This is a genomic window from Streptococcus sanguinis (genome assembly GCF_013343115.1).
GTDB classification, from domain to species: domain Bacteria; phylum Bacillota; class Bacilli; order Lactobacillales; family Streptococcaceae; genus Streptococcus; species Streptococcus sanguinis_H.
On sequence record NZ_CP054570.1, the window covers coordinates 1,927,974 to 1,947,757 of the forward strand.

Genomic DNA, 19,784 nt, shown 5'->3' on the forward strand with positions numbered 1-19,784 from the left:
ATTCTTATTCTTTTCCTTCAGCCTCAAAAGCTGCTTTCGCTTCTTGAGCTGCTTTTTCACGCGCTTTTTCAAGATCATCAACGTGAATCACGTCATCATCTTCACCTTCGTCTAGGTCACGCAGTTCTACTTCATTGTCATCTTCATCGAGAACGCGCATGTCCAGACCAAGAGATTGCAATTCTTTGACAAGAACGCGGAAGGATTCTGGCACACCTGGTTTTGGAATTGGTTTCCCTTTAGTAATAGCTTCATAAGCCTTCAAACGTCCGTTGACATCATCTGACTTGTAAGTCAGGATTTCTTGCAGAACGTTAGAAGCACCGTAAGCTTCCAAGGCCCAAACTTCCATCTCACCAAAACGTTGTCCACCAAACTGAGCTTTACCTCCGAGCGGCTGTTGGGTAACCATTGAGTAAGGACCTACTGAGCGGGCATGGAGTTTATCATCTACCATGTGGTGGAGCTTAATCATGTACATGACACCGACAGATACACGGTTGTCAAATGGCTCACCGGTACGTCCGTCATAAAGAATAGTCTTGGCATCGCTGTCCATACCAGCTTCACGAACTGTATCCCAGAGGTCTTCTGAGCTTGCTCCATCAAAGACTGGCGTCGCAATATGGATGCCCAAGTTACGTGCTGCCATACCAAGGTGAAGCTCCATAACCTGACCAATGTTCATACGAGATGGTACCCCGAGTGGGTTCAACATGATATCAACTGGTGTTCCATCTGGCAAGTAAGGCATGTCTTCCACAGGAACGATACGGGATACAACCCCCTTGTTTCCGTGACGACCGGCCATCTTATCTCCGACCTTGATCTTACGTTTTTGAGCGATGTAGACGCGAACCAGCATATTAACACCAGATTGCAGCTCATCACCATTAGCACGGGTAAAGATCTTCACGTCACGAACCACTCCATCGGCACCGTGTGGCACACGCAGAGAGGTATCGCGGACTTCACGAGACTTGTCTCCGAAGATAGCGTGCAAGAGACGTTCCTCAGCAGAAAGGTCTTTTTCACCCTTAGGGGTAACTTTACCTACTAGGATGTCGCCTTCCTTGACTTCCGCCCCGATGCGGATAATCCCCATTTCGTCCAGATTGCGTAGGGCATCTTCCCCTACGTTTGGAATTTCGCGGGTAATTTCTTCTGGGCCAAGCTTGGTGTCGCGAGTTTCTGATTCGTATTCTTCCAAGTGAACAGAGGTGTAGACATCATCTTTCACCAGACGCTCACTCATGATAACCGCATCCTCGAAGTTGTAACCTTCCCATGTCATGTAGGCAACGATTGGGTTTTGTCCCAGGGCCATTTCTCCATTTTCCATAGAAGGTCCGTCAGCGATAAAGTCACCTTTTTCAACGACATCGCCAACTTTCACCAAGGTACGTTGGTTATAAGCAGTTCCTGAGTTAGAACGGCGGAATTTTTGAATTTGGTAAACATCAAGAGAACCATCTTCACGGCGGACTTCAACCTTGTCTGCATCCGCATAGGTAACCTTACCATCATGCTGAGCAATAACCGCTGCACCAGAGTCGTGGGCAGCTTGGTATTCCATACCAGTACCGACATAAGGCGCTTTTGGATCAATCAAAGGCACAGCCTGACGTTGCATGTTGGCACCCATGAGGGCACGGTTGGAGTCGTCATTTTCCAAGAAAGGAATACATGCTGTCGCTACGGCAACTACCTGCTTTGGCGATACATCCATGTAGTCTACTTGGTCTGATGGGAATTCTTGGTTATTACCTTGGTGGCGTCCCATAACGATAGGCTCTGCAAAGCCACCTTTTTCATTCAGCTTAGAGTTAGCCTGCGCTACGATAAATTCATCTTCCTCGTCAGCGGTCAACCAAACGATTTCGTTGGTTACCACACCAGCTTCACGGTCTACCTTACGGTAAGGCGTTTGAATAAAGCCATATTTGTTAAGGTGTCCATAAGAAGACAAGTTATTGATCAAACCGATGTTTGGTCCTTCTGGTGTTTCAATCGGACACATACGACCGTAGTGAGTATAGTGCACGTCCCGCACTTCATAACCAGCGCGGTCACGTGTCAAACCACCAGGTCCTAAGGCAGAAAGACGGCGCTTGTGAGAGAGTTCAGACAGCGGATTGTGTTGGTCCATGAACTGTGACAACTGTGAAGAACCAAAGAATTCTTTAATGGCTGCAGTCACAGGGCGGATGTTGATGATTTGCTGCGGAGTTAGTACTTCGTTATCCTGAACAGACATCCGTTCACGAACATTACGCTCCATCCGAGAAAGTCCAAGACGGACTTGGTTAGCCAAAAGCTCACCAACAGCACGAATACGACGGTTCCCCAAGTGGTCAATATCATCTACACGACCGATACCTTCAGCCAAGTTGAGGAAGTAGCTCATCTCAGCCAAGATATCAGCTGGTGTCACGATCCGAACCTTGTCAGACGGATTTGCATTACCAATGATGGTCACAACGCGGTCTGGATCAGTCGGTGCCACTACCTTGAACTTCTGCAATTCTACAGGGTCTGTCAAGACAGCTGAGTCGTTTGGAATATAAGTGATTTTGTTCAAACCATTATCCAGCTGCTCTGCAATGCTGTCAATCACACTGCGGGTCATAACTGTACCAGCTTCAACTAAGATTTCTCCAGTTTCAGCATCTACCAATGGCTCTGCAATGGTTTGGTTCAGCAAGCGTGTCTTGACGCTGAGTTTCTTATTAATCTTGTACCGACCAACTGCTGCCAAGTCATAACGATGCGGATCAAAGAAACGCGCTTCAAGAAGGGAACGAGAACTTTCAGCCGTCTTAGGCTCACCTGGACGAAGACGCTCATAGATTTCTTTCAGAGCTTCATCTGTACGGGAGTCCATTGGGTTCTTGTGGATATCTTTTTCAATGGTATTGCGCACCAAGTCGCTGTCACCAAAGATGTCCAAGATCTCATCATCACCTGAGAAACCAAGCGCACGCACCAGAGTGGTAAATGGAATCTTCCGTGTCCGGTCAATACGAGTGTAGGCAATGTCTTTTGAGTCTGTTTCCAACTCTAACCAAGCACCGCGGTTAGGAATAACCGTTGAACCGTAGCCAACTTTTCCATTTTTGTCAACTTTATCGTTAAAGTAAACCCCTGGAGAACGCACCAACTGGGATACGATAATCCGCTCACCACCATTGATGATAAAGGTTCCCATTTCAGTCATGATTGGGAAATCACCAAAGAAGACTTCCTGAGTCTTGATTTCACCAGTTTCCTTGTTAATTAGACGGAAAGTCACAAAGATTGGCGCTGAATAGCTGGCATCGTGAATACGTGCTTCTTCTAGCGTATATTTAGGCTCACGGATTTCATAGCCGACAAATTCCAATTCCATGGTGTTGGTAAAGTTTGAAATAGGAAGTACATCTTCAAAGACTTCCTTCAGACCATGATCCAAGAAATCTTGGAACGAATCCGTTTGGATTTCAATCAAATTTGGTAAATCAAGAACTTCCTTAATTCTTGAAAAACTACGACGGGTACGGTGTTTACCGTATCGAACTTCATGTCCTGCCAAGTTTTTACTCCTTTATGATAAGATACTAAGCCCTTGATAAAGCGAGAAAAGACATATCTTTTTCTCAACGCTTTGAGGGCGAGTTCTGTGAAATGTTTTCAGAGGAAAATCCTCTGTCATTTACAATGCTGCAAAACAGCCACAATCAGTCCCTTTTGTTTAATTTTCAGAAAAATTAAATTATGATTACATAACCCGTTTTTCCTAAAAATAGGCACAAAAAGAGCAGCTAAATCTGACTTATTCAAGTTTGATTTAACTGCTGTAAGCTTCTATTTGGACAATATTTCAAATAAAGCACACGACAAATTATTGTTATCATTATACCTTATTTAGCTAGAAATTGCAAGGATTTCATCCGCTTTCTGAAAAGTTAAAACTGTTCTTGATGCGCTAGTTCCCCTGCCGGTTATTGTTGGAATTGGAGTTGGAATTAGAATTAGAGGTAGAACCGCCCAGTATAGCTGACCAAGCCTTCTGATAATCCGCATCTGATGCCCCAATACCAAAGCGATAGGTCGTGGTCGGAGCACCGTTTTTAGCCCAATAGCTAGGCACTGTCGGACCGCTGAGATTAACAGAGCGGCCGTTTACCGTTACTGTACCTGGCTTTTCTCCTGTGGACTTGAGTACATCAGACTTAATCACACTCGGATCAAGAGTGAACTTATCACCAACACCCCAGGCATTTGGATCTGCCTGATAGATAGCATCTGCCATATAGGCCATGTAGGAGGCATTATTATTATAACCAGTCAACGCCGCCATAGAGCTATTATCATCATGACCAATCCAGCCTCCCAAAGTCATCTTAGGAGTAGAAAGCATCAGCCACATATCACCGTTGGTGTTGGTCGTTCCAGTTTTACCAATCCAATCGGCTCCAGCCAAGGTTCCATTGACCTGACTGATTCTGGATTTGTAGGTCGTAGTAGCCCCAGAATTGATAACTCCCCGCATGAGCTCCTGCATAATCGTAGCCGCTGCTGGACTGTAAATCTGAACAGGATTGGCCTTATGCTGGTAAATCACCTTGCCATCTCGGTCTGTGATTTTTTCAACCATATATTTTTTCTGGTAGGTTCCATTATTAGCCAAGGTTTGGAAACCATTGGTATGCTGAGCTACAGATACTTCAATTCCCCCGCCCATAGGCAGACTCTCAATGCTGTAGTCATCAATGTAATAGCCCATTTTTTCCATATAGCCACGGACATTGACACCTTTTTCGCGTAATCCGCGGTAAGTCCAATAAGCAGGGATATTCCAAGAAGTATTGAGAGCTTCTTGCAGGTCCATCATGGCTGTACCACGGCTGTCCACGTGCATGATTGGATCGCCGCTTGAAAAATTAGTCGGATAGTTAGAAAGAACGCTGGCGCTGCCCATCAGACCTTGGTCAATAGCAATCCCATAAGCAAGAATCGGCTTAATGGTCGAACCCGGTGAGCGTTCCGTATCAAAGGCGTGATTGTTCTGATTGGAAGCATAGTCTCTGCCTCCGACAAAGCCAATCACAGCACCGGTTTTATTATCCAAGAGGACATTTCCTACTTCAACTGCACCAGTTCCGTCATCCAAGATGCCGCCATAGTTGGCTACTGCATTTTGCATAGCGGTGTGGATGTTCTTGTTAATCGTGGTGGTGACAGTATAGCCGCCATCACTCAGTTCTTTAGCAGCCAATTCTTTGTAGGCTTTGACAGTGTCATTGTTTTTCAGCTCTTGCTGAGAAACATTGTCCCGCTGAATCAAGTACTCGTACATGGTCTGCTGGGCTTCTTCGACCGCTGTGTAATAAAGGTAGCCATGCGAAGATTTTTCCGAGCTTTCAGATGGCTTGAAATCCTTGGTCAGGTCGTAGTCCTTGTACTCCTTGTACTCTTTTTCGCTTAGATGGCCCGTCCGATACATATTATAGAGCACATCTTTGGCACGTTCCAAGCCCAGAGCCATATCCCCTGCACTCTTGAGACTGCCATCCGCAGCATAAGGCGAATAAACAATCGGACTCTGTGGCAAGCCAGCAATAAAAGCAGATTGGGGCACTGTCAAATCCTTAGCAGAAACACCAAAAATCCCTTGAGCAGCTTCTTCCACACCAGCGATATTCTGCCCCTTATTGTTGCGCCCGAACGGCGAAACGTTCAAGTAGGTGGTCAAAATATCATCCTTGGACATGTAGCGCTCCAAAGCCAGCGCATCAACAATCTCCGCTGCTTTCCGCTTGAAGGTCGGCGCATCGCCCACCACCTGCTGTTTGATCAATTGCTGGGTAATGGTTGATCCACCGCTAGACGAGCCAACTCCAACAACTGACCCGAGCGTAGCCCGAAGCACAGCCTTGGGCACCACTCCGTTATGCGTTTCAAAGTTCTCATCCTCTGTTGCGATAACGGCTTTTTTTACATTTTCAGAGATGTCGTCACTCTTAACCGGAATGCGGAGCAAATCATTGTCCACTTCTGCAATCAAGCTGCCATCAGCATAGGTAAGCTTAGAAATACCAGAGATATTATTCACCTGCTTGACCAACTCTTCCTGCTTGGGCACTTCCACCTTACTGAAAAGACTAGCTGCATAGCCTATCCCAATCCCAGCACCGATGACGGCACCAAAGAAGATAAACACAAAAGCCATATTCATCAGAAGTTTAAAAGTCCGTAAGAAAACAGCAAAAACATCACTGATAGACCAGCCGTTGTTACCACTGCCGATTTTCTTGCTCCATTCTGGAAGATGTATTTTTTTGATAAACTGCTGGGCTTTTCCCCAGAACTCTTTTAATTTTTCTATTAATTGTTCCAAGTTCGATTCTCCTTGTTATCTTCCCATTATACCAAATATCTATGATTTATTTCAAGGAATCATTGCTATTTAAAAGCTTTATGATACAATAGAGTAACATAAATTTAAAATATAGATAAGCCAATTTCTTGGCTTTTAGAATAGGAGAGACATGATGCACATTTTTGATGAGCTAAAAGAACGTGGCTTGGTATTCCAAACCACTGATGAAGCAGCTTTACGCAAGGCCTTAGAAGAAGGACAAGTCTCTTATTATACCGGATACGATCCAACCGCTGACAGCTTACACCTAGGCCACTTGGTAGCCATTCTGACCAGCCGCCGCCTGCAACTAGCTGGCCATAAACCCTACGCTCTGGTCGGTGGAGCAACTGGATTGATTGGCGATCCATCCTTTAAGGATGCAGAGCGCAGTCTCCAAACCAAGGAAACAGTAGAAGGCTGGGTAAAATCCATCCAAGATCAGCTTTCTCGTTTTCTGGACTTTGAAAAAGGTGATAATAAGGCCGAAATGGTCAATAACTATGACTGGTTCAGCAGCATCAGCTTTATCGACTTCCTGCGCGATGTTGGTAAATACTTCACTGTCAACTACATGATGAGTAAAGATTCTGTCAAGAGCCGGATTGAGACAGGGATTTCCTATACAGAATTCGCCTACCAGATCATGCAAGGATATGACTTTTATACCCTCAATCAAAACCACGGCGTAACCCTGCAAATCGGTGGTTCTGACCAGTGGGGCAATATGACAGCAGGTACAGAGCTCCTGCGCCGCAAGGCTGACAAGACTGGCCATGTGATAACCGTTCCGCTCATTACCGACGCTACTGGCAAAAAATTTGGTAAGTCAGAAGGTAATGCTGTTTGGCTCAATCCTGATAAGACTTCTCCTTACGAAATGTATCAATTCTGGATGAATGTCATGGACGCAGACGCTATCCGCTTCCTGAAAATCTTCACCTTCCTGTCCTTGGATGAAATCGAAGAGATTCGTCAGCAGTTTGAATCAGCACCACACGAACGCTTGGCTCAGAAAGTCCTGGCTCGCGAAGTGGTCAGTCTGGTTCACGGTCAAGAAGCATATCAGGAAGCCCTCAACATCACTGAGCAGCTCTTTGCCGGAAATATCAAGAACCTATCTGTCAAGGAACTCAAACAAGGTTTGCGCGGTGTGCCTAACTATCAGGTCCAAGCAGAAGACAACCTCAATATTGTAGAACTGCTTGTGACAGCCGGTGTGGTAAACTCCAAACGTCAAGCTCGCGAGGACGTCCAAAACGGTGCTATCTACCTCAATGGCGAGCGCATCCAAGATTTAGACTATGTTCTCAGCGACTCAGATAAACTGGAAGACGAGCTGACAGTTATCCGCCGTGGTAAAAAGAAATACTTTGTCCTTACCTACTAAAGATAAAAATCCGATTACCTGAATCGGATTTTTCTATGTCTTACGAAGGAAAGGACATTCAACTTTATAAAAACAGATAGAAAGAGAGTTCTCATGAAACCAAAACTCGCCCGCTTTGCCCAAGCTTCGGCTCTGGCCTGCCCACTTTGCCAGCAAAGCTTGGCTATGGAAGAAAGCAGCCTCAAGTGTCTTAATCGCCATTCCTACGACATCGCCAAATTCGGTTATGTCAATCTAGCTCCCCAGGTCAAACAAGCTAGAGACTATGACAAAACGAGCTTTCAAAATAGAAAAGTCATCTTGGAAGCCGGCTTTTATCAGCATATCCTAGATGAGTTGCAGGATCTGCTGCAGACCCTGCCTGAAGAACAGACCATTCTAGACGTCGCTTGCGGAGAGGGCTACTATGCTCGAAAAATTCAGGAAAAATTCCCCAACAAAGAAATTTACGCTTTTGATTTATCCAAAGATTCCATCCAGTTAGCTGCAAAAAGTGATCAGAGCCTGGCTGTAAAATGGTTCGTCGGGGATTTGGCACACTTACCCGTTCAGGATCAAAGCATGGATGTCTTGCTGGACATCTTCTCACCAGCTAATTACCATGAATTTCAACGAGTATTGAAAAAAGAGGGACTTATCATTAAAGTCATCCCAACAAAGAATCATCTGAAAGAAATTCGAGCTAAAGTAGCTGACCAGCTCCGTCAAAAAGATTATTCTAATCAGCAGGTCATCCAACATCTGGAGGAGAACTTCCAGATTATCCATGAAAAGGATACACAAGCTCTCGTCTCCTTAACCCCTAAAACAAAAGAAGCCATTCTCAAAATGACTCCTTTACTCTTTCATGTCTATCAGAACAAAATAGACTGGTCGAATCTCAATCAAGTTACTATCGCCGCCAAAATTCTCCTCGCTAAAAGAAGAGTGTAATTCCTATCTCTACCGAATTCTCTATTTTTAGACCCAAACGCTATAATTTACTGTCAACTTTTGTCCATACCCTGAAAATCTAAGCTGGAATCCACAATAATATTCATATCAAGAACCGCTTCAGCAGGCTCATCCAAGGCCCGCTGAATTTTTTCAGCCTCTATTTTTACAGCTTCCTGTTCATTGAACTGACTGATAACAAAATCTATGCAGGCCTGTTTCCTTTCTGGAGATTCTAATTAATGCAAATAGCCCGCCATAGCTTTAAGCTTTTTTTCGCTGCCTAGCTGCTCTATCGCCGAACGATTAGCAAGTCCTAAAAGATAATCCGCTGAAACATGAAAAGGACTATTCATATTCTTGAGCTCCATAACCTTAGGAAGATTAGTATTGCTTTCCCACTTGCAGACTGCAGCCTTACTAACATGTAAAATCTATGCTAGGCGCGCTTGAGTAAATCCTTGAGCAATCCGCAGCTTTTTTATTCTTTCCCCTACCGTTGCCATTGATTAGTCTCCTAAAAAATCTATCTTTTTCAAATAGATTATACTAGCAAGGAGAGAATAAATCAGCGAAAATGTAAAGAAAATGTAATAATATCTACAAAGCCTATGAAACCGCCTTTATAGCTTATTTAAAAAAACTATATTTTAAAAGAATTGATTTTAAATCAACAATTCTATTGATAAAATAAAAAAAAGAGTATATAATTTTAGTCATAAAATTTGAGGAGTCTTCTATGGTAACGATAGCAGAATTGCGGGCGCGCAATAATAAAATGACACAAGCTCAACTAGCAAAATTACTAGGTGTTTCTCAAATGACCGTTTCTCATATGGAGCGTAATCAACTGAACATCAGAGGCGATAAACTAATCAAACTTGCGAAAATTTTTAACGTAAACACAGACGAGCTCTTGAAAATTGATTGATTTTAAATCAACTTTATTTTAGGACCGTTAACTGATTTACAGAGGAGCAACGTTTCATGGAAATTAAGATTATATTTTTGGAAGATAAGCTGAAATACTTTAGGAAACAGAGCAAAGATGAGCAAAATCAAGAAATTATCAACTGCATGTTGCTGGGCTATAGCCCCTATAACATGTGCCTAGAAATCGGCATCAATGTCTATGGTGGACAGCGTCCCATTAGTAAGTCCCTATCCAAAGAATTCAGTGAAGAAGAAGTTGACGAAATCTTTGAAACCTACTATCGCCTTCTTTACTTCCCTCTGCTTCAATTCGAAGAGGGCCTAATGACCAAGCGCTTTATTGATAAATGTAATGACTTCTTAAAAAGTTTGACTTATCAAAATTTTATTAATTATTTGAAGGATCCTGCTATCATCATTGCTGAGCATCTCATCGATACAGATATCTTGGCCCGATTCTTCTCAAGAGAGATGCAACAGAAGCAAATTAAAAAAGTTGAAGCTGAGTTGGGCATTGAGTTCAATGTCCGTGACAAGATTACCTCTTGGCTGAGAAAAGCCAATGTCATGTACTACAAAGGACAATACATTGATATGAAAACTCAAGAGCCCCTAACTTTTGTCTATGAGTAAGATTTTGACAAGACTGTGTCAGTCCTGCTTTATGCTCGACTGACCTTTGTAGTTTAGCTGACTTGATTGCCTCATCTTACCCGCGATTTCCTTTCGTTTTAGATATATAAAATCAGGCACTGATTCATTTCAGTGCCTGATTTTATAATATTTCAATACCGTCTTCAAATAATGCCTTTAATTTTTCTGGAAGCTGTTCTGGATTATCAATTTCCACCAAACCAACCTTGGTCCCGTCATACTCTTGGATTACAACTGGGAAGTCTTGAGCTATTTCCTGTATTAGTTTTTCTCCATGGATGACTAAATATTTCTTATCATCGGGTTTTTGCTTCATTCATTTTGACTCCTCTTTTATTTCTATCATCTCGTCTAGGTTTTGTACTCTGCCTGTCAGAACACCAATTTATCTTCTTGCGTCCATTATCCGAAACCGCTTATTGAGTCTCGAATCATATCTCGGTAGGAGTTTTAAGGAGCAAGAATTGTCGTCAAAAAAGGTGGAATTTCTACTTTAAGAGTATACCACAATTCTTAAAAAATTCTATAAATTTAACCAAAAACTTTTTTGTTAAATTTTATTCAGTCCAGTCTTATAACATAGCTCTAAAAAGTCATTGCCTAATGCTGTCCAGCACTTTACTGGATGCGTAATTTAAAGGGCAGAAGAGAATAACTTCTGCTATCTGCATCAAACTGATAGAGAGAGCTCTGTAAATCCTCATGCTGCGCGCTGTCCAAATCAAAAAATAGGATATTAGCTTCATAAGCAGATAAGTCATACTTGTGACTAACTTCCTCTACACGATCCCAAGAATCCACAATCAAAACCAAATAGCGATAGGGATCCTCTAAAACAGACCAATGTTGTAAAATCAGCAGAAGTTCCTCCAAGTCTGTTTCCGTCACGAGAGGGTAGAGGTCAAAGACATATTGCAATCTAGGATTTTCAAAGAGCAACTCTCCTTGCAAAAGAGCCTGACGCAAAAAAATCTGTCTTTCTGTCTGGGTCTTCTTCTCTTCTCCCAACGAATTTGTTTTCTTTTTGGTCTGTTTAATGGTATAGGGCTGGGGAGCCAACATTTTCTGAGGCAAGAAACCTTTGTAATGAGCTGATAATTTGAAAATCTGATAGGTATCTACGATTTTCCAAAAGCGAAGAGGCTGATAAAGATCATCTTCAAATAAATTTTCCTGCTTATAATACTCCTGCTGCTCGATTAATTGAAAATAGCACAGCAAGCGATAGCCATTTTGGCTGATAGAGTAAGCAGCTGCACTAACTTCAGGCTTGTCCTGTCGCGGAAATTCCCAAGTCTCAATCAAAAAATACTGGCATAGTTTTTGAACCGCCTTTTCAATACGCTTCCCCGAGACATTGCTTCCCATCTCTTTTTGGATATGAAGTTTCTGGACATTGCGAAAACGAGCAATAAAGACTAGAATGTCTTTCTCCAGTTGGGACAGTTCTCGTCCTACCAGAAGAAAATCCGCTTCATTCTGGTAACTAATTTCATAAAGACCGTTTAAGCGAAAAGGAAAGGAACGACTAGGGTGGAGTCGTCTCATATAAAAGCTTTGGTAATAATCTTTACTAAAACAGGACGGAACAATGGCCACATACTTTCCGGTTTCGGTTTGTTTGATTCTATGTTTACTTAGGATATTGGACAATCCTTTTTCACCTCCTTTTTATAATATTTCTTACTTAAAATTATACAGGAAATATTACCTATAGAGCTTTATCATAAAGAGAGAAAAAAGAAAAAGTCTGAATACAAATCAGACTTTTAAACTTAGAAGGTTATGTTGAGAAATCACTCAGTTTTTTTACGTTTGAACCCAACAAGGGCTAATACCGATAGCATGACAGTACCTATTAAAGCAAGAAAACTTTGGTTCGTTCCAGTGGCAGGAAGGACTGGGGCAGCTGGAGTAGCAACAGGCTTGTTCTCCTTCGCCTTATTGTTCGAATTCTCCGCTGAACCTTGCACAGAAATGGTTGGATCAGCAGCATTTGGCTCTGCTCCATTTCCTTTCGCTACCTGATCAGCAGGCTTCTGGCTAGCTTTCGGTTTGGAAGGAGCTTTTGGCGCAGGTTGCTGGTCAGATGGATCTGGTACCGCTGGCTTGGGATCTGGTTGTTTCGGCTGACCAGGACGGTTCGGCTGGATAGGACCCCCATCATCACTCGGTGGAGTCGGCTGATTATTACCGCCGCCATTGTTGCCGCCGTTATCAGCAGGCGGTGGGGCCGGTTGGTTGTTATTGCCGTTGTTATCTACCGGTGGAGTCGGTTGGATTGGGTTCCCATCATCGCTTGGCGGGGTCGGCTGATTATTACCGCCGCCGTTGTTATTACCGCCATTACCGCCATTGTTGCCACCGTTATCATTACCGCCATTATTATCAGCAGGTGGTGGGGTCGGTTGGTTGTTATTGCCGTTGTTATCTACTGGTGGAGTGGGTTGAACTGGATTCCCATCATCGCTTGGTGGGGTCGGCTGATTATTACCGCCGCCATTGTTGCCACCGTTATCATTACCGCCATTATTATCAGCAGGTGGTGGGGTCGGTTGGTTATTATTGCCGTTGTTATCTACTGGCGGAGTCGGCTGAACTGGGCGTTCATCGCTCGGTGGGATCACTGGATTCGGATCATCAGCATGGACAAGATTAGCACCAATAGATGCTGCAAGTAGAACAGAGGCTGATAGAAGGATTATTTTATTCTTTTTCATAACAGAATGTCCTTTCAATTATTTGCTATTCCTATTATAGCTCAGGAGTAAGCGTTTTTCTGTTTATCGTAAAAAGTTTTACTATTTTTCTGTGACCTTTCGCAACCACTTTCACTCTGGATTGTTGGAACCAAGCAATAAAATAAGATGCGAATAATTATAAAAGCACCGCTAAAATTAGCAGTGCTTACTTATTTTCTTTTTCTAAATCATCCTCTGGTTTGTTGGAAACTAAGAGGAGCATGAGAAAAGTTACAATAGAAAGGAAGAGTAAGTTTAGGATAGATTGAAAATTTTTACCACTGAATAAGCTTCCACCAGAAAAAATCCAAAGCAATAAAAGAATCAAAGCTACAGTGAAAAAGAGAAAGCCAAACAACCTAACATAATCACGGTCGCGAACCCAAACAGAGTGAGCCTTCGGAACAAAGCCGTTATAGGCAACTTCGTGAAAAGTAAACATCAAAGGCTCCTGATCTTCTGCTAAGCGTTCATTAATTCTGAGTTCCATCTCGTAGACCAAGAGAGGATCCAAATCCACTGCATTCAGCTCACCACTTTGGCATTGCTCAATTAGATGATCCAATTCTATTGTATTTAAATGACTATGCATACAACCTCACCTTTTGCTTTTCTGTCTTCTAGTATAACCTAAACCGATTTATTTCACCAGTTGCAGTGAGAATATACAGCAATAGTAATGAATAAAGTCAGTCTCCCCGAACTCTGATATTGCCACCGTGGTAGGAAGCAATCTGAAGCTGGCCGGTATAGTCATTGTAGTTACCGACAAAATAGGAATTTTCCTTCCCTTCCTTGGTCATGACACAGAGGAACTGAAGCACATCATCACTGTAGGACTTAAAAACCTCTGTTTTACTTTCATCTATGTTATAACCAGCTAAATTTATGGCCATAGCAAACGTTAGGACCATGGGGCTAGAAGTAGAGGCTAAACGATTATCCATATTCCCAGAGATATTTGCTGTATCAGGATGCTTTTTGATATCCTCGACCGCTATCTTTAAAGCTTCAGCCACTTTATTTTTTTTCTCTTCAGTCACCACGCTCTCTGGTCTCTCTAGGGTTGCACGCGCATGCTGATAATTTTTCTCGTTAGGTGTTGGTTCACGGTACGACTGAGATGAATAGCTTTCAGAAGACCCATCTGTAGAGCTCGTCTGAGAAATCTCCGCTTCTCTTGCCTTCTTCCTAGCCTGCCTATTTAAAAACACCGTTACAAGCATGGCTATGAAGAGCACCGTACCTAAGCAAATTAAGGTGAACATTAATTTTCTTTTCTTTCTCGGATTCATCATTACCTCTTTTCGTCTGGCTAGCTACTCGCTCCCGTTTTATTACCGCCTAGATTAGGCTCTCTATCATCTGGATAAGCAAACTTATACTGTTGCTTTGCCTGCTCAGCCGGCCTAATCACACAGTAGTGCCAAGTAAAGGGTTTACCTGCATTTGTACCACTAACTGGACTATTCTGCTCACAGGTCAGGATACTGCCGTCCTCAAAGACATGACAGACAATCCCCGTATGTCCTGCAGGATTTCCGCTGTCACTTAGACAGGAAAAGATAGCTCCTTTTTTGGGTGCTTTCTTTGTAGAATTCCCAAAGATCCTTGCCCAGGCATCCGCTTGATCAATCCCGTCCCCAATGACAACTCCCTTATGGCCCCACAAAATATTCCCAAAGCTGATAGTCAGATTAACACACTGACCAGCCAGAAAGAACTCATCAGGGTGTTCCCAGTTAGCTCCACTGCCACCATATTCCATACCAAAAGCTCTTGGATCTAAAAGATAAGGATTTAAACTGGCTGGAAGAGTACTTGGAGTATAGATTGCAGCAGTTATATCCTCTGGCACCTTGCCTGAACCATCAACAGCATCACCATTGGTCCCAGTCGAACTACCATCTTTACAACCTTTTTTCTTGGGTCCGCTGGATGAAGGGGAACCGCTATCCGTTTCACTGCCCGAAGAATCACCGCCAGAAGAAGTTAATGTTACAGGGCTAGAGCCATACTGGGAGATGGCCTTCTCATCTAGCCACTTAAACTTGGAGCCCAAGCTGTTGTAAAGGTCGTGCAACTTAGTCTTGTAGGATGGATCTGTTGCCCAACCACCATCTGCAATGGCACTAAGCGTACTGATTCCGTCTGTATTGTTAATAGCCCCCTTATAGAGAGTCTGATTTTTCATAAACTCTGCCTTGCCGACAATACCTGAATCAAAGGTTGAGAAGAATGCATATTCTCCTCCAGTCCCATCTCCAACATTTGTACCTGGTCCGCTCTCAGCTACGGAGCTATTTCCATATAAAGAAATAGTCTGAGTAAAATCTGACCTTTTATTCCATTTGACCCCACCCATATTATGAGCCTTACCAAAAGATGGGACGCTCTGGTCAAAAGAGGTCTCAATCTGGGTCTGTACGATAGAGGCGGACGGCAAAAAGCCACCTACTTTCCAGGAGTCTAAATAAGCCTTCTCGTGCTGTTTGACAAATTCTTCTATAGAGCTATTGGCCGATGTTGTCTCTTCTGTTGTATTGGGAGAGGTTTGACCACTTGGATTACAATCACTGGATCCGCCGCTACTTTCAGCTCCTCCTCCCATCAGGATAGCTGCCAATAGAAACATGATCAGCAAGATAAGCAGAACAGGAATTCCAATCCAAAGAAAGACTTTTAAAAAGATAGCCTTTTTAACCGCACCCTTCACTGCTTTCTTAGCTGCTTTCTTGGCTGTTTCTGATACCATACTTCTCTACACCTTTCAAAAAAAAGTTCGTAAAAGCCAGTACAATACGACGAGGACAGCTACAACCAGACCGTATTTTAAAAGCTTTTTGATAAATTCACGGTCTCTTTTGTACTGCTCCTGAATCTGCCAGTCATCACCATGATCATAGTAGGTTTTTTGCTCATCTACCATGTTTTGGTAATAATTGCTGACAGATTCCTTTTTGGCACGATAGGATTCCACGGTATCCTTATAGAGAGAAATGGGGCCTCGGATACGTCTTTTTGTAGAATGCGAAGACTCTGCCTCCCTCTCCTCATGCCTTTCAGCTTTTTTTACATCTGGCCGGACAAGTCTGTACTTTACCATTTACATTTTCCTCAGGCAGAGGAAGTTCCCTTTCTGCCTGAAGTCCTTTCTATATTGATTTTACGCATTAAATTTTTCGTCTGACAGAAAAACGGCCTTTTTGGGGACTAGTGTAGAGCTCATCAGTAATAGTTGTCGAGCCCCATACACCCTTGATTTTGAAGGTTCTGGTGATTTCTTTTTCATTCAACCCTGTGACTTTGTCTGATACTGTCTTAGTCACTTCCTTGGTCAGCCGAAAATCATCAGGATTCAACAGTTCCAGCACCATATAGGCATGACGATAAGCCCGATATTGCTTCTTATTATTCAGACGTTTGCTATATATAGGAGAAAATTCCTTACTCAGCTTAGCTATTACACTAACCACAAACCGGCGATGAACAGACTCTAAATAACAGATAAACAGCAACAAGAGCAAATATAAATCCGCGGTCACCCCAAACTCTGTCAAGAGCGTAGAAGGAAGAAAGGTCAGCAGCAAAACTGGAACAATGGCCTGATACTTTCCCTGAGCAAGGAGAAAGCAAAGAACAACTGCTCCAACAATTAAGGAGACAGAAAAAGTCATCGTCACCAAGCGACCTCCAGATAGCGCCATCAAATAAGCTAAGTTCAGACCAAAGCCGAGCAAAAAAGCGGCACCAAAAGCTACTGTTGCAATCCAACGCAGCCAAAAGAAGGTTTTTAAGGTTTTGGTTGAGTAAAACCAGTTGTTAAACCGTAAAACAAGCATATCATCTCCTAATCTACACTGGCGTATCTTTCTAGTTCATTCCCTAAAAATTCTTGGTTAAAGACAACATTCCCATGCCCAGCGATATTGAGAAAGAGCTGCCCCTGAACTAGGTTAGGCAAAGTTTCCAGCTCAGACTCTGTCATGGACTCTCTCAGAGCGTCCGCCAGTAGGTGGACTGTAGTCTCATCTGTATTAGCAAAGACACGATACTGCATCAGGGAGAAAATCCGCCTGATGGATGATGCGTAAATATCTAGGGTTGTATTTCCGCTGGCAACTAAAACATTCTGCAGGGAGGACATTTCCAGTACAACTCCTGCATAGTTTGTCCCCATTTCCTCAATCATATCAGCCAGGAAAGTTACTGACTGAGAATAGCGGATATCCAAAACCATCTGTGCTGAAGAAATATTAATCACATAGTGAGTCAACTGATCATGAGTCAGGGACAGATTTTGCTTGCGCTTCTGCCGCTGAATTTTCCCGTTATTAACCACATAAGAAGAAATCAGAGACAAAACCTGGGTCAGCTGAAGATTAAGCAGCATAGGTGTCTTAGTCAGCTCCGACAGATCAATCGTCACCACTTGCTCCTCTGACAAGTCTTCAAAGTTGGTGTAGACATCAAAGATTGGACCGTAGTTTTTATTGAGAGAGCTGAAAGTTTTGGAAATACGTCCTACTGATCTCGTATCATGATCATTTCCGGCCTTTCCTGCTGCCCGATAACGCTGTTCCAAAAACGAACAAAACTGGGACAGACGAGGATGCTCATCATTAACAATCGTTGTGATATGAATCTTTTCGGCATTTTTCTCTGCATTGTGCTGCCATAAGCCAATAGATACATAAAAATCTGTAATCAAATCTTCTAAGCGCAACAGATCGTCAGAAGTAATCTCTTGGTTCAGTACCTGAGCAATACTTTTTAGCTTAGCCACATGTAGACGGAAGGAGCCGATTTCATCGACTTCAACTCCATTTTCTTTGGTCATGGTTGGGAGAACCTGCATGATATTGATTTTATTAGCCCCACCAGACATACTAAGCACTTTCCCATATTGAAACTTTGTCAAATCATGAAAAGTTCCATCCAAGTCAATATTGATAATCTTGTGTCCTCGGGCATAGAGGGAATCCGTGTGCTTAAGGACGAACTTCTTTTGATACATTTTAGGAGCGCCGGCTACAAACATAAAAGGCCGAGTCCGAATATCATCATTCTGCAGGAAGTCTAGGTTGACTGCACCGCTGGTTGGCGTGTAGCCAAAGTAAGTTCCATGCGGATCTGCCAGCTTGGTGTGATTAAACCAATAACCACCAGACAAATCCCGTACCGGCACCGGCTGGGGTTGACGGTGATTGGGCAAATCCTTCTGACGCAAAGGTGGAACAAAAGGTGAATGATACTCAATGTCCTGCTCACCGATAAAGGACGTCATGGAAAATTTCGGCGCCCCATTTTTAATCTCAGACATTTTTTCAAACAGCTCTTTTTCAGTATTCCCCGAAGCATAGATACGGGTCCAAATACCCTTAACGCCCGAGTTATTGTGGCGAATATCCTGTTCCAGCAACATCAAATCCTGCACTTCATCCAGTTCGGCCTGATTCTTAGTAGCTTTTTGATTTTCATCAATCCGTGAACTCTTTTCTTCGACAGCCTTGGAGGCCTTTTCCTGCACCAGCTTATTATCTAAGTGAGTGACATGCATAAAGGCTCTAGTTCCCTGTACCTGCATCAGTTCCGTACCCCAGTAGTCATTCAGGCCACCTGTAGGATATCCCGTTACAAACAAGGTTGCATGATAACCATCTCCTGACTTCCAATAGCGGTCATCGGATTTAAAGTCAATATTCCCCTGAGGCTGAATCCGGCTGATGAAGGGCAAGTCATAGCCTCTAGCTATCAACTTTTTAACTTTTCGTTTCTTTAAAAACATCTCTACTACACCTTTTCATTTTGATTGTTGTACTGCTTAAGAATCTGCTCTTTTTTGCTAGCCGAAACAATAACTGGAACAAAATCCCCATTTCCGCTAGTCTGAGCCTTACGCACCTGCCTATGCAAGTCTTCAATAGTGTCTCCGTAAAGCCAGATTAAAAATTCTGCATTGTATAACTCCTGCTCGACAGCTTCTTCCGACAGAATATTCTGCATGAGAATACTTTCCCGATCCTTCAGCTGCTCCATTCGGTTTTCACTGATTCCGGTCTTGCTCATTTCTCGCCGAACTTCATTTAAAATCCGTCTAGACTCAATAATCTGTTCGGAAGTATCTGTCGGTAGAGTTGTAGACTCAAACATATAGTCAAAGGTGATCTCAGAGTTCCATTTCCTGAAGTTCTGAATGGTTCGCTGCCGCTCATTGTCCGAAAGAGAATTCAAATCTTTCCCTCTCACTTCCATGATTTGCAGATAGCCTGAATAGCCATTTTCCAAAGCAATCGGCTGTCCCTTGACGTTGTTTAAGATCGCCTTAGTGTCCAGCAATTCGACCGTAGAAAGAAAATCGCGATTTTCAAACTCCTTTGTATCATAAGAAAATTGATTTTCCGCAATCTTCCCAAGCCGACTATTACCGTTTCCGGTTGTTTCTTGTTTTTTCTTTTTTCCCATTTTTTTGGAAGAACTTGGTTTTTTTAGAGCCATAAATCCTATCCTTTTCTCTATTTTAAGTATTATAAAAACATTATACTTTATCAAAATCTCATAAGGCTTTATGATAAAGCAGAAGCCCTTGTTTTAGATTGATTTTTGCCCTTTCTTGGGATAAAATAGGAAGAAATATAACCTAAGAGGCAGTTTATTGATTTCCAGTTTTATCCAACAACATCCCTTTCTAACTCTACTAGTCTGGCTGCTTTGGCAAATTCCTGTCGCTTTC

Annotated in this window: 16 protein-coding genes; 4 read left to right on the forward strand and 12 right to left on the reverse strand. The window is 42.9% G+C overall.

Going from position 1 to position 19,784, the window contains the following annotated elements; genetic code table 11:
- Window positions 1–4: 4 nt before the first annotated feature.
- Both rpoB and pbp1b read right to left on the reverse strand, forming a co-directional pair.
- Window positions 5–3,571, reverse strand: a complete 3,567-nt coding sequence (gene rpoB / locus FOC72_RS09235) for a DNA-directed RNA polymerase subunit beta (protein ID WP_002896783.1) — start codon at window positions 3,569–3,571, stop codon at window positions 5–7.
- Between the two features lie 393 nt (window positions 3,572–3,964).
- Window positions 3,965–6,379, reverse strand: coding sequence for a penicillin-binding protein PBP1B (pbp1b, locus tag FOC72_RS09240; RefSeq protein ID WP_002896787.1), 2,415 nt, complete (start codon window positions 6,377–6,379; stop codon window positions 3,965–3,967).
- A 154-nt stretch (window positions 6,380–6,533) separates the two neighbouring features.
- Between pbp1b and tyrS the strand changes: the two genes are divergently transcribed.
- The 4 genes from tyrS to FOC72_RS09265 all read left to right on the forward strand — a co-directional run bounded on the left by tyrS (window position 6,534) and on the right by FOC72_RS09265 (window position 10,289).
- Window positions 6,534–7,790: a tyrosine--tRNA ligase gene (tyrS, locus tag FOC72_RS09245; protein ID WP_032910643.1), complete on the forward strand. Its 1,257-nt coding sequence runs from the start codon at window positions 6,534–6,536 to the stop codon at window positions 7,788–7,790.
- 93 nt (window positions 7,791–7,883) lie between these two features.
- Complete coding sequence (locus FOC72_RS09250) at window positions 7,884–8,723, forward strand: methyltransferase domain-containing protein (RefSeq protein WP_002896790.1); 840 nt, start codon at window positions 7,884–7,886, stop codon at window positions 8,721–8,723.
- Window positions 8,724–9,462: 739 nt separating this feature from the next.
- The gene (locus tag FOC72_RS09260; RefSeq protein ID WP_002896794.1) at window positions 9,463–9,654 is read left to right on the forward strand and encodes a helix-turn-helix domain-containing protein; all 192 of its coding nucleotides are present in this window, start codon (window positions 9,463–9,465) and stop codon (window positions 9,652–9,654) included.
- 56 nt (window positions 9,655–9,710) lie between these two features.
- Window positions 9,711–10,289 carry a hypothetical protein gene (locus FOC72_RS09265; RefSeq protein ID WP_002896795.1) on the forward strand — a complete coding sequence of 193 codons (579 nt, stop codon included), beginning with the start codon at window positions 9,711–9,713 and terminating at the stop codon, window positions 10,287–10,289.
- A 142-nt stretch (window positions 10,290–10,431) separates the two neighbouring features.
- Here the strand turns inward: FOC72_RS09265 and FOC72_RS09270 are convergent, their stop codons facing one another.
- The 10 genes from FOC72_RS09270 to FOC72_RS09315 form a co-directional block, all read right to left on the reverse strand.
- Complete coding sequence (locus tag FOC72_RS09270; RefSeq protein ID WP_002896798.1) at window positions 10,432–10,626, reverse strand: hypothetical protein; 195 nt, start codon at window positions 10,624–10,626, stop codon at window positions 10,432–10,434.
- 302 nt (window positions 10,627–10,928) lie between these two features.
- Window positions 10,929–11,963, reverse strand: coding sequence for a hypothetical protein (locus FOC72_RS09275; RefSeq protein ID WP_002896799.1), 1,035 nt, complete (start codon window positions 11,961–11,963; stop codon window positions 10,929–10,931).
- Window positions 11,964–12,106: 143 nt separating this feature from the next.
- Window positions 12,107–13,030 (reverse strand): LPXTG cell wall anchor domain-containing protein, encoded by a 924-nt coding sequence (locus FOC72_RS09280; protein ID WP_002896801.1) that lies wholly within the window; start codon window positions 13,028–13,030, stop codon window positions 12,107–12,109.
- 187 nt (window positions 13,031–13,217) lie between these two features.
- The gene (locus FOC72_RS09285) at window positions 13,218–13,643 is read right to left on the reverse strand and encodes a hypothetical protein (RefSeq protein ID WP_002896803.1); all 426 of its coding nucleotides are present in this window, start codon (window positions 13,641–13,643) and stop codon (window positions 13,218–13,220) included.
- Window positions 13,644–13,740: 97 nt separating this feature from the next.
- Complete coding sequence (locus FOC72_RS09290; RefSeq protein WP_238525731.1) at window positions 13,741–14,319, reverse strand: hypothetical protein; 579 nt, start codon at window positions 14,317–14,319, stop codon at window positions 13,741–13,743.
- Window positions 14,320–14,366: 47 nt separating this feature from the next.
- Window positions 14,367–15,806, reverse strand: a complete 1,440-nt coding sequence (locus FOC72_RS09295; protein ID WP_002896806.1) for a glucosaminidase domain-containing protein — start codon at window positions 15,804–15,806, stop codon at window positions 14,367–14,369.
- 15 nt (window positions 15,807–15,821) lie between these two features.
- Window positions 15,822–16,157, reverse strand: coding sequence for a hypothetical protein (locus FOC72_RS09300; RefSeq protein WP_002896807.1), 336 nt, complete (start codon window positions 16,155–16,157; stop codon window positions 15,822–15,824).
- 67 nt (window positions 16,158–16,224) lie between these two features.
- Window positions 16,225–16,893 (reverse strand): hypothetical protein, encoded by a 669-nt coding sequence (locus FOC72_RS09305; RefSeq protein ID WP_002896808.1) that lies wholly within the window; start codon window positions 16,891–16,893, stop codon window positions 16,225–16,227.
- Window positions 16,894–16,901: 8 nt separating this feature from the next.
- Entirely contained in the window at window positions 16,902–18,839 is a 1,938-nt protein-coding gene (locus FOC72_RS09310) for a hypothetical protein (protein ID WP_002896809.1), read from the reverse strand.
- Window positions 18,840–18,844: 5 nt separating this feature from the next.
- Window positions 18,845–19,549, reverse strand: a complete 705-nt coding sequence (locus FOC72_RS09315; RefSeq protein ID WP_002928875.1) for a TraC-like domain-containing protein — start codon at window positions 19,547–19,549, stop codon at window positions 18,845–18,847.
- Window positions 19,550–19,784: the final 235 nt, after the last annotated feature.